8 protein-coding genes are annotated in these 12,298 nt (G+C 47.7%); all 8 read right to left on the bottom strand.

Going from position 1 to position 12,298, the window contains the following annotated elements; translation table 11 throughout:
- Positions 1-93: 93 nt before the first annotated feature.
- The 8 genes from EXU57_RS20380 to EXU57_RS20345 all read right to left on the bottom strand — a co-directional run bounded on the left by EXU57_RS20380 (position 94) and on the right by EXU57_RS20345 (position 12,288).
- Positions 94-1,929, bottom strand: coding sequence for a glycoside hydrolase family 2 protein (locus tag EXU57_RS20380; protein WP_133270102.1), 1,836 nt, complete (start codon positions 1,927-1,929; stop codon positions 94-96).
- Positions 1,930-1,961: 32 nt separating this feature from the next.
- Positions 1,962-3,179, bottom strand: a complete 1,218-nt coding sequence (locus EXU57_RS20375) for a DUF2264 domain-containing protein (protein WP_133270101.1) — start codon at positions 3,177-3,179, stop codon at positions 1,962-1,964.
- A 64-nt stretch (positions 3,180-3,243) separates the two neighbouring features.
- Positions 3,244-6,372 carry a glycoside hydrolase family 2 TIM barrel-domain containing protein gene (locus EXU57_RS20370; RefSeq protein ID WP_133270100.1) on the bottom strand — a complete coding sequence of 1,043 codons (3,129 nt, stop codon included), beginning with the start codon at positions 6,370-6,372 and terminating at the stop codon, positions 3,244-3,246.
- A gap of 339 nt (positions 6,373-6,711) precedes the next feature.
- Positions 6,712-8,532 carry a glycoside hydrolase family 35 protein gene (locus tag EXU57_RS20365; protein ID WP_133270099.1) on the bottom strand — a complete coding sequence of 607 codons (1,821 nt, stop codon included), beginning with the start codon at positions 8,530-8,532 and terminating at the stop codon, positions 6,712-6,714.
- A 94-nt stretch (positions 8,533-8,626) separates the two neighbouring features.
- Positions 8,627-9,394: a 2-dehydro-3-deoxy-D-gluconate 5-dehydrogenase KduD gene (gene kduD, locus EXU57_RS20360; RefSeq protein WP_133270098.1), complete on the bottom strand. Its 768-nt coding sequence runs from the start codon at positions 9,392-9,394 to the stop codon at positions 8,627-8,629.
- A 48-nt stretch (positions 9,395-9,442) separates the two neighbouring features.
- Positions 9,443-10,408, bottom strand: coding sequence for a family 43 glycosylhydrolase (locus EXU57_RS20355; protein ID WP_133270097.1), 966 nt, complete (start codon positions 10,406-10,408; stop codon positions 9,443-9,445).
- Positions 10,392-11,453 (bottom strand): glycoside hydrolase family 43 protein, encoded by a 1,062-nt coding sequence (locus tag EXU57_RS20350; RefSeq protein ID WP_165958218.1) that lies wholly within the window; start codon positions 11,451-11,453, stop codon positions 10,392-10,394. The genes EXU57_RS20355 and EXU57_RS20350 overlap by 17 nt, the downstream gene beginning before the upstream one ends.
- A 223-nt stretch (positions 11,454-11,676) precedes the next feature.
- Positions 11,677-12,288 (bottom strand): HAD family hydrolase, encoded by a 612-nt coding sequence (locus EXU57_RS20345; RefSeq protein ID WP_133270096.1) that lies wholly within the window; start codon positions 12,286-12,288, stop codon positions 11,677-11,679.
- Between the last annotated feature and the right edge of the window lie 10 nt (positions 12,289-12,298).

Genomic DNA, 12,298 nt, shown 5'->3' with positions numbered 1-12,298 from the left:
TACAATCTGTTTCATGCCTGTTCCATCATCCACAGCTTTCAATTCCCTATTCGCTAATCCGTAATCCGCACCCCCCTCCTTTGTTAATTACTTCTACCGGGCCTTGTGCTGCTGTTCCATTTCATCATAGTATTCCTTAAGTACAAAGAAGGCTTTTTTCTTGTTTCCTTTCTGGTCGAACAGGCCTTTATTGTTCCAACCCTCCTGGTAAACAGGGTTGTTACGACGTGGCGATCGGAAGTCGTTTAATATCCATGGTGAAAGCCCGACGAAATTTTCAGGCATCCGCTTCATCATGGCCACCTGTTCGCGGTAGTACCATTCCTGGTATTCTTCAGACCAACGCGTCAGGCTGTCGCTATGAAAGCCACCGAGGGTTTCGGCACCTGTTTCACTGATAAAAAAGGGCTTGTTGTATTTGACCTCCCACTTTGCTGTTCGGGCGCTTGAGGGCAATCCACCATACCATCCAATATATTCGTTTACCGAAACAATATCAGTATACTGGCCCAACGGATCATCTACAACGCTTGCACCATTTACATTGTGTACCTCCAATGCGGCAGAAATAAGCCGGCTGCTGTCAAGCGATTTCGCTGTCATTGCAAGGTTGCTCATGAAGGTGGTCCGTGCCGGGTGGACGGGTGTTTCGTTACCAACCGACCATATGATGATGCTTGCCCGGTTACGGTCACGGGTGATCATTTCGTTGAGCTGAACTTTTGCTTTTGATAAAACTTCCTCGCTGTTGAAGTTAATCGTCCAGTAAACCGGGATTTCGCTCCAGACAAGTATACCTAGGGAGTCTGCAGTGCGGGTCATGTTTTCGTTATGCGGGTAGTGGGCCAGCCTGACCATGTTTGCGTTAAGTGCCTTTGCCTGCAGCAGCAGTTTAACAGCATCGGCCTTGCTATAGGCTCGCCTTGTTTCCGAAGGTATTTCTTCATGCAGACATATTCCCCGCAGGAAAACTGCCCTCCCGTTTAGAAGGATCTTATTTCCAACTACCTCCACGGTTCGAAACCCGAGCTGATCCTCCAGCTTTTCCTCCTGCGAACTTACAACTACCCGGTAACGTTTCGGCGACTCCGGTGACCACAGTTTTAATCCGGGAGCCCTAAAGCTGAAGCTAATACTATCACCAGTTGCGGGAAACTGTTTCTTTAATTTTAGTTCCGGAACTTCGATCGTAATGTTGCCGGTAGCCGTGCTGTTAAGCTTTACCCATCCCTGCAATTCATCAACGCTACGGCGCTTTAGCTGTATGGCGTATTCCCTGATATATTGTTGCGGAGCCTCCACCAGGCGAACATCACGGGTGATGCCGCCAAAGTTCCACCAGTCGGTATTTAAGGTTGGAATTTCATCTGCACTTCGTTTATTGTCAACTTTAACCACCAGGAAATTTCCGGTTGCTTTCAAAAGCGTGTCCGCCACCTCGAAGTTGAACGGAGTGAACCCACCTTTATGGCTGCCGAGTTTCCGACCGTTCAGGTAAACGTCGGCCCTGTAATTGACCGCGCCAAAATAGAGGAAAGTTCGTCCGCCCGAAAGGGACCTTGCGTAGTCGAATGATTTTTTATACCACACCGTTCCTTCGTAGTATAAAAACTTTGCATCCTGCGAGTTCCAGTCACCGGGAACATTAATCGTGTACTTGTCGGAGTAGCCATGTTCTTTACGATCGGTTTTATTCGTCGGCACATCGCTGTTCCAGTAAGCTTCACGATCGTTCTGGCTACGCTCCTTCCAACGGTAGTCGTAAAAACCTGTTTCATACGGATCAACGATGTACTGCCATTTACCATTGAGGCTTATACCGGGGCGGGCACCTACGTTGGTAAGTAAGGGCGTCTGCCCGTTTACTGTTGCGGATACGAGCAACGTAGCGACGACAATACCCTTAGATAATTTTAGAAAGGAAAACATAATTCAGATTGCAAATGTCAGGGAGGAGTTTCTTAACGAATGTCGGCGGCATGGTCGGCGGGTGCGTCTTTTCCCGTCCATACCTTTACGGCTGTCCAGGGGGCAGCCGGAGCCGACCAAAACTCATCGGTATCAGGCAGCCCCAGTGCAGCAAATATGGTATTGCAGATATACAGGCTACCAGTATTAATATAACTCTCAGCAAGATCAGGCTGGCTGCCATAAACACCAATTTTCAACCAACCTGTTGATGAAAACACGGTTGGGGCCTCAAGCGTTTTCGTAATTACTGCAGTAAGCGCACCCCTTACCTGGGCAGGAGAAATCGAGGTTGGTAGTTGTTTCCGCAAAGCAAGGTCCGACAGGTGGTGAAATACACCACCCCTGTAAGCAATCGAGCGCCCGATAATCGGGTATGAACCGTCGGCATTAATCATGCGTTCCTGTATTTCGCCAAAACGTTTATTTATCAAGCTCAACTTAGGCAGGAAACCCTGGTAAGCCCTGTACTTTGAGTTTGCAATTTCTACCACTGCGACGAGGTAAGGATGAATAACAATGCTATTGTAATAATCCAGGTGAAACTCCATGCCATCGGAAAACAAGCCATCACCAACATACCAGTGTTCACTAAATTCCCGGACAGCGTAGTCGATGCGAACCGGGTCGTAGTCGAGGCCGTACTTGCAAAAGAAGGCCTCAATCATGGCAGAAAACAGCAACCAGTTGCTGTACACCGGGACGGTTGGCCGGGTACTTTTAAATGCTTCTACCAACTGTCGCTTTGCAGTAGTATCAAGGTTTTGCCACAGCCAGGGACACCTCACAAGTCCGAGGGCAACGAAAGAAGCATCGACAAGAGGTTGTCCACCGGTCCACTTCAGGTAGTCTTTAGCAGATGGATTAACACTGTTTGCAATCGCCTTTAATGCCCATTGCCGGTATTCATTCCTCAGGCTTACTTCTTCTTTGCTGCCACCTTCAAGGTTCAGCCAGGGTCCTATCCCGCTTAGTGTTCTTCCAAAAGCTTCCAGGTGAGCGACCTTCGAACGATTTTCCGCATTGTCCACCCGTTTAGAAAGTTCGACAGGCATTGTTGCCTTCAGCTGATCGTTGGCCAACGCAGACATCACTGGCCTGCAGATTTTATCCATTTTAACCAGCCAGGTTGTGCGGTCGTTTACAGGTTTTTTTGACTGTGCGAAGGCACACTGAAAAAGTAAACAGGATATAAAAGCAAGGCGGATCATATAGTGGTATTTGCAATGAGTTTTTACAAGTGTTTGCTTAGCCAAGCTGGCCTTGTCAAAAATTTTAGCTTCCAGGGCTAACAGGGCTTATCAGGAACCTGAATGTATAATTGGCGTAAGGTAGCCTATAGTTTTCCATCGGCAACGAACGCCAACTATCGATACCGCCAACCCCCATTTGCCTGAGGTCTATATTCAATTGGATTTGCTGGCGGGGCTTAATGTCGGCAGCGTGCCGTTGTCGTCGCTCTGTTCCATCGTCGAGGTCACTATCAAAGTAATGCAGCGCACTCATGCTGAGTAGGCTGTCGGATTTCACGAGGAAACCAGCCCCTTTTGCGTCGGTGATCCTGAACCAGCGAATGCCGGTTTTATTGCCGGTCTCCTGCGGGGTCACATAAGGAAAGTACTGTTCCTTTACCGTTTGATTGTATAAGCCAATGTGTGCACTAAAGTTCCGGTCGACATAGTTCTCATGCGGTCCGGCACCATAATATTGCACCTTATCGTACCCTGCGGGCATTATCCATTGCATACCAAAACGTGGGAGCATTTCGACCTTCTTACTGGTATCTGCAATCAACGTTTGCTCAGTAAAAATTTCCCCGGCGGCATTAATCGAATACTTCATAGTCAGCCGGGCGAATACATCCGGCAGAAGATACTCCGCGTTAACGATGGCCATACCCTGGTTTACTGTGGTGTTAAAGGCTTTTAGAACGGGTTTATCAATTGCAGTTCTCCAGTCTTTCAACCTGACGGGCAGTTTAGCCCCAAAGTCGTTGTCGTTGGGGGCACGCCAAAAGTTTGGCTTAAACATGAAGCCGTTTTCAAGCATCTGTTTTCCCCGGATAGTATAGCTCCGTAGCCAGCCAGTATGTTTATCAAACACCACCTTTACGAGAGCAGAGCTGATCGTTGTTGCTTCGTCCGTCTCTGCTTTGGTGATCGCTCCGGAAGTTTGTAAGGAAAGGTCATTTTTAAATGAACCCGCAACAGCAAATTGCTCAGTCGCAATCTCGTGCCCTGCAGGAATAAGGGGCTGAGCCCCTTTTAACCGGTAGCTGAGGTTAAGAAATACTTCACCCGGTGGGAATGGTTTCAATGGAAGGGTGAAAGTTTTAGTGGTTTGCGGTTGCACGTCAAGATCTTTCAAGATGCCCTCCTGTACCTTTTTGCCATTTACCACTACCTGCCAATATAAACTGGTGTTAGTGAGGTTGGTAAAATAGTTTTCATTAAAAACTTCGATGACCCCATTTTGTTTCCAGCTCGTGATAATATTCTGGTACACCTTTTTCATTTCCCAGGCGTGAGGGTATGGAGTACGGTTTGCGTAGAAGATACCCTTTGCAGCGTAGTGCCAATCGGTGATGGCTTCTTTTGGTTCATAGTCGCCGCCATAGGTATACACGGTATCGCCCTGTGCATTTTTCCGAATGAAGCATTGGTCAACAAAGTCCCAGATAAAGCCGCCCTGGAAAACTCGTTTGTTACTGCGGATCACGTTCCAGTAATCGGTAAAGTTCCCCAGGGAATTACCCATTGCATGCGCATACTCACACATAATAAAGGGCCGCTTCGGTTGTGGGTTTGCTTTAGCGTAGGCAAGCATTCCGTCGGGAGTGGGATACATGGGTACAACCATGTCGGAGTTCCACTCCCAGGTAAAAGTTTTATAATCGGCTACTGCCCTTTCATATTGGATCGGCCTGCTGCTGTCCCGATCCTTCATCCACAGGTAACAATTATAAAAGTTATATCCGTTGCCAGCTTCATTACCCATGCTCCAGATAACAATTGAAGCATGATTTTTATCGCGTTCCACCATCCGTTGCACCCGCGACATGTGAGCGTTGAGCCATGTTGGACGATTGGCCATTGTCCGGGTAATATCGTAGCCCATGCCATGAGATTCGATGTTTGCTTCACCTACAACATAAAGCCCGTATTCGTCGCAGAGGTCGAGCCAGGTTTCGCTGTTTGGGTAATGCGATGTGCGAACCGCGTTGATGTTCCATTGCTTCATTAGCGTGATGTCCTTCAACATCGCCTCTTTTGAAATCGTTTGCCCCGTAATCGGGTCGGTTTCATGGCGATTAACACCTTTGATCAACACGGGCTGGCCGTTTACAAGGTAACGGCCATCCTTAATTTCGATTTTACGGAACCCAATACGTTGTGGGATGATTTCCACCAGGCTACCATCTTTAGCTTTCAGCCGGATATTTACATGGTATAAGTGAGGTGTTTCCGCTGTCCATTTTTTTGGTGCAGGTACCTCCATATCGGTGGCAGCGTATAACGAAGTGTCGAAGACCAGGTTTCTTTTTTGTAAGCTCGTTTTGCCATCTAACAATTCCACTTCTGCAGAAAATTGTTGTAGGGGTTTTTGATTCAAACGAAGCTTGATGTGGAGCAAGCCATTGGTGTAGCTGTTATCGAGCTCGGGCATTAACTCGACATCGTACAGGTGGGTTGGTTTACGTGCTACCAAATAACAATCGCGCGTTATTCCACTCAGCCGCCACATATCCTGGTCCTCCAGGTAGTTGGCATCGCCCCAGCGCATGATCTTGAGCGCGATGAGGTTTTTGCCAGGAGATAAAAAGGGAGTAACATCAAATTCCGACGGCAACTTACTGTCTTCGCCATAACCAACGTACTTACCGTTTACATAAACGGAGAGGTTGGATTTGGCTGCCCCGATATGCAATACAATGTTTTGATTTTTATTCCAGGCTGTTGGCAATTCGATCTCGCGGCGATAAATACCCGTCGGGTCGAAGTTCAGGGGAATTGCCGGTGGTTCGGAACGGCGCGGAAGCAGGTAGCGGAACTCAAAACCCGACGTTGTGTACATAGGAAAACCATGGCCATTCATCTCCCAGTTTGCAGGCACCTTTAAGTACGTCCACTGTTTATCATCAAACGATGTAGCTTCAAACCCGGCAGGAACATCTGCCGGCTTATTGTACATCTTAAATTTCCAGTCGCCGTTCAGGCTAAGGTAGTTTCCGGATGTTTGCCAGTTGTTTTTATTTAATTCAGCTTCGGAGCCATACACAAAAAAAGAGCTGTGCATAGGCAGCCGGTTTTCTTCCACGACTTTCTCATCAAGCCATGGTGCCTTTTGAGCAAACGTAACAGCAGAAGTGACCAGTAAACAAAGGGAGATGATGTATTTTTTCAATGGTGTTGATTTGCAATCACCTGCCAAGCCAGGTGAAAGGGTTTAATGGCAACATCAATCGTTTGATCAAGTAACAGCAGGATGATTTCAAACTCCCTGTGCAAAAGCAGCTTGGCCGGTTAGTACCGAGGATGGCTGCAACAGCTAACGGTTTGAGATTGATTCGGTACACCAGCTGGTAATATAATATGCGCTTAACTGATGCCATGAGATTCATCTTAGAACCGAGCCCGTCCGAATGGATAGCCGGGCGGACGTGGCAACGATGCTACATCAATGGTCAGATGCTGGTCACCCAAAAAACTTCTGATTGGCAGGAAGGGACCATCGTTCCCGAAGCTACTTTACCATATCCAATATCGGCTTTTCAATTCCTGTAAGCACCGTTTGTGATGGTTTCAATAGCTCAAAAACAACAACCTCGTTTTTACCTGTTTTCAGCCATTCTGCCGGCAAGTACACGGTTTGCTGCGGGCCAACTTCCCAGTAACGCCCAAGATTATGCCCATTCACCCATACTACACCTTTACCCCACTCACGCATATCAAGGTAGGTATCGCCTGTTTTGTTGATGGTAAAACTGCCCTTTCGAACTACCGGAACGTCTGTTGCGGGTGTTGATTTGCTCGTTTTAATATTGTCTACCCGGCTGAATGGCAAAGAGAACATTTGCCAACCCGTTAATTCGGTACCGCCGAAGCTTACCTTTTCGGTGATGCCTTTGGTGTTTTTAAGCAGGTATGGGCCAAAATTTATCCGGCCGAGGTTCTCAACAAGTATGTCGAGGGTTACATTTCCTGCAGGTAAGTCAAGCTCAAGATTATCCTTCTTTGTACGCCTGTCTAATATACCTACCCGTTTGCCGTTGACGAATACGATGCCGTAATCGCGAATGTCGGTGACCTGGAGTTTTCCTTTTTTGCCTCCGGGAAGGGTTGTACGGTAGAGCACAAAACCATAAGCCTGGTTCAGCTTCTCGAAGGTGAGGGGCTTAAGACTCGTTTTAGGAGCAGGCAAAAGGTCGAAAACAGAAGTTACGCTTTCGAAGTTTACCGCAGGAATAGCAATTAACGGTTTTGCTGCCGGAACCGGGGGAAGAACTTGCCCGGATGGAAGGTGCTTGCTGATTACCTCGCGGAATTTTAAAAATTTGTCGGTTGCATTACCTGCCTCATCAAGCGGGGCATCGTAATCGTAACTGCTGATTTGTGGCTCGTAGGGATTGCGGTCGTTATAATTTGCACCGTTCATGAAGTCGCGGGTGGTACCGCCATGAAACATGTACATATTGATGGATATACCGTTTGCAAGTACGGTTTCCAGGGCTGGTGCATACTTTTCTGCGGGAACGGTATGGTGTTTTGTGCCCCACCAATCGAACCATGCCGGGTACCATTCAGCAATATAATAAGGCCCTTTGCCATTGAAGTTTTCCTGTACAATTTTTTTCACCTGAGACGGCTTATCAATACCATTAACGGCAGGAAGTAAACCTGGCAGATGGCCCTTTGCCACATCATTTGCAGGGTCGCAGGTGTAGAGTAAGCCGTCGAAGCCGGCTTCTATAAACATCTTCCTGTTGATGTCGAGGTATTCTTTATCGCTGCCGTAAGAACCGTATTCATTTTCAATCTGCACCATCAGGATGTTGCCCCCGTGGTTGATTTGCAGGGGCGCAAGTTGTTTGCCAACAGCCATGATGTAATTGCGATAGGCCTGCAGGTACTTGGGCTCTTTACTCCTTACCACAAGACCTTCTTCGTTTTGCAACCAGTAAGGATAACCACCAAATTCCCACTCAGCACACACATACGGACTTGGGCGAAGAATAACATAGAGCCCTTCATCACTGGCGGCTTTTACAAAAGCCGCAATGTCGTTGTTACCGGAGAAATCGTACTTGCCTTTTTGCGGTTCATGAGCGTTCCAGAAAACATAGGTGCCGATGGTATTCAGGCCCATTGCTTTTGCCATTTGCATGCGCTGTTTCCAGGCTGCACGTGGAATGCGCGGGTAATGCATTTCGCCCGAAATCATCTGGAAAGGTTGTCCGTTCAGGAGGAAAACAGAGTCGCCAAGTTCAAATTTGCCTGGTGCCTTTTGCGCGGCCACCTGGAGAATACAAATGCACAGTACCGCAAATAGTACAGTTCTGATCATAGTGGAAAATTGAAAGCACTACTTACCGGCAAGGCCAATAAGTAGTGCTGAATACAATAACAATGAGTCGCGGAGCAGGCTAAGGGGAGCACAATTAACGCGCCATCCAACCGCCATCTACAAGCAGGATTGCCCCATTCACGTATGAGCCGGCTTCAGATGTAAGGAACACGACTGGCCCCTTGAAGTCTTTTGGTTCGCCCCAGCGACCTGCAGGAATCCGGTCGAGGATGGATTTAGAACGTTCAGGATCGGCGCGAAGCGCTTCAGTATTATTGGTTGCAATATAACCAGGTGCGATACCATTAACATTGACTCCTTTTGAACCCCATTCGTTTGCAAATGCTTTTACAAGGCCGGCGACTGCACTTTTGCTGGCGGTATAACCGGGCACGTTTATGCCACCCTGGAAGCTGAGCAGAGAGCAGGTGAAAACAACTTTTCCGGAACCGCGGGCGATCATGTCTTTACCAAATTCGCGGGTGATGATGAACTGGGCATCCAGGTTAACGGAGATTACTTTATCCCACCATTCATCGGGGTGTTCAGCTACGGGTTTACGGAGGATCATGCCCGCATTGTTGATCAAGATATCAATAGTATGGTTTGCCTTTACTTCGTTGATAAAGCTGTATAAACCGTCGCGGTCGCTGATGTCGACCACATACGCAGTGAACTTTCTGCCAAGTGCCGTAATGGCTTTTTCTGTTTCGCCGCCCCTGATTGCCTCAACGTTTGATGCACCAACTACGTCGGCACCTGCTTCGGCAAGTGCAATAGCCATGGCCTGGCCAAGACCGGTATCGCTACCGGTTACCAGTGCGGTTTTCCCTTTAAGTTCGAATTGACTGAGAATGCTCATTGTTTATTTATTTGTTGAATGGTTACAATGTTGATTAACCTACCTGCCTCACTTTAACCTGCGAATGGTCACGGGCTTTACCTTTTCAAAAACGTCTACTGGTAATATGTTTCCATCTTTATCGAAGCGCATGGGTGAGATGCATGTTTCGCGGTTATAGCCATTACCATCAGGAATCTTAAACCGGTGGTAAGCGATGTACCATTCGTCTTTACCTGGCACCTGCACCACTGAATGGTGGCCGGCACCTTTGACCACTCCACTCGCCTTGAGCACCGGGTTTGATGTTGCCCTGGTAAAAGGCCCAAGGGGCGACCTGGAAGTGGCATAAGCAACAGAATACCTTGGATCGCGGGTATCGAACTCCGACCACATCAGGTAATAAATGCCTTTTCGCTTGAATACAAAAGAGCCCTCGTTATATCCCTGTGGTTTAAACGATATGATGGCCGTGCTATCGTAAGAAACCATATCGCTGTTCAGTTTTACGGCATTACAGTTTCCCTGTCCGAAGTAAAGATAAGCAGCGCCGTCATCATCAATGAAAACCATGGGATCGATCATTTGCCCGCGGAGCATACCTTTTGGTACCAATGGTTTTCCGAGTGCATCTTTAAAAGGACCCGTTGGTTTATCAGCCACCGCTACCCCTATGTTTACGTCGGCGGAAAAGTAGTAATAATAGCGGTTATCTTTTTGGGCGATTGCGGGTGCCCATGCCCGTATTGGACCCCAGCTAACATCCTTTGGGAGGTCGAGAATTGTGCCTTCAGGCTTCCACCTTACGAGGTCGGCAGATGACCAGCAGGTAAAGTGGGTCGACATCCAACCAACTGTGCCGTCGGTAGTCGGGTACAAATAGAAACGTTTTCCAAATGCTGCAATATGGGGGTCGGCATAAAGACCGGGAAGTACAGGTGCCGGTGCGTTAAGGGTATCGGCGGCAAGTACTTTGACGCTGATAAAAAAGCATAACGCTCCTCCGAATGTGATGAGTTTACTTTTTAGCTGCATTAAAAAACTTTAGTTCCCATTTATCTAACCAGTTAACATAGGGAGTTTCGGTATCGAGCTGCACAGGCAACCAAAGATAGCGGCTGTCTTTGAGGTCGCGGGGATTCCACTTATCTGCAATAAATATAAAAGCATCTTTTTTGCCGCGAACGGGTAAAACAAAGGTGGACTGTCCGCCATAAGTTGTTTCGGCTGCAGGACCTTTCATCGGGTTTTCTGCTGAAAGCTGCCATGGTCCCCACAACGAGTTGGCAACATGCAGTGTTGCTTTATTAGGTGTCCAGCCGGTGCAGCCGCTTGTAATCAGGTAATACTTGTTCCGGTACTTGAACAGGGCGGGAGCTTCGCGGTGATTCCTGAAAAGCAGGCTGTCCCGTGTAGTTGGTGCGGTATAATCGTCCGTTAATTTTGCAAGCCGAAGTGCATAGTTTTCATCGGAGGAGTAGATATGATAAGCCGAGCCGTCATCGTCAACAAACAATCCCATGTCTCTCGACATGTTTCCGTTTGGCCTGAAGCTTTTCAAAAATGTATACGGGCCTTCCGGCTTATCGCTGATGGCGACGCCTGCCCTTGCGGCGCTGTATCCCTGGCGGCGAAGCTCGAGGTGAAACCACATCAAATACTTCTTCGTTTTTTCGTTGTAGATCACCTTTGGTCTTTCCATAAGGCAGCCCCTTGCGATATCACTCGTTGTGTCCGTTTCATTTGCAGCAAGAGCAAGCCCTTCCGGCTTCCAATTATAGAGGTCCTGCGACGAATAAACATTTACACCGGCCTGTGCCGAACGGCCACGTTTTTCGCCAAACCAATAATATTTTTTATTGGCATAAATGATGCCTCCGCCATGTGCATTAATCAGTTCGCCGTTTGTATCGTACCACAATGCACCGGGGCTAAAGCTGTCGTAAGTAACAGGGTTGGTTGTACCTGTTGAGTCCTTCTGGGCTATAACTGAGCTGCAGGTCATTATAACGGCCAGCATCGAAATAAGCCCCTGCAGGGATCCGGCCCGGAACCTGGTATAAGGAGTAGAATTGTTCATGTTTGTATTATCCAACTTTATCGAATACGGTTGAGTGCCGGCCAATGTATGATTAGGGTTAAAAACAGCCCGAACTAAAAGCTCTTTATGGTGTTCGCTAACAACAGAACTACACTCATACGCAGGCAATTTTGATGCTCGGCATCTTTCTTTTGGCACCTGCAGTTAATCTTTGCGCGACATCGTTGTGTCACTCACTTGTACCGCAACAAAGTGGCAACGGTTAAACCGGCAGCTCGTCAAAACGACTGATCGTGTAGGTTGCCGCGCTTTGTGTTGTCTTGCCGCTGTGGTCGAATAGCACGGTGATCATGCCCAATTCGTTTCCACCCTTTATCTCAGAGTCCGGATCGTCTCCAACGATCACCATTTCCCCTGCCTCGTAACCATATCGCTGCTGAATGTCGGCAAATATATCCTTCTTCGTTTGGTTTTGTGTTTCCGGATCAACGACAATCAACTCGGTAAAGTCATCTTCTATTCCAAGGCTCCGGAATTTACTTTGCTGCAATTTCCGAAACCCCATGGTTACAATGAAGCGATCTGCTTTAAGGCTTTTTACCAGCTCATATCCTTCAAACGGCACCATATTGTCTTCGTAAGTGAGTTCCCTTAAGTACTCTATACCATTGCGGGTAAGTTCTTCGCCCATGCCATATTTTTCTGCAACCACCTGGAATGGTTTCCACATGAGGTCCTTTCGAATGGCATCAAAATCTTCATCGTGCTTACCTGAGTATTCGATCATTTTCTGTAATGGTTCAAACAACCGGCCGGCTATGCTTTCAACCGGGTAAAGGGTATTGTCGAGGTCGAATATATAGGCTCTTATCATTGCTGATGTA

The sequence above is a fragment of the Segetibacter sp. 3557_3 genome (genome assembly GCF_004354985.1).
GTDB lineage: Bacteria > Bacteroidota > Bacteroidia > Chitinophagales > Chitinophagaceae > Segetibacter.
This window is presented reverse-complemented; position numbering and strand designations above follow the sequence as displayed.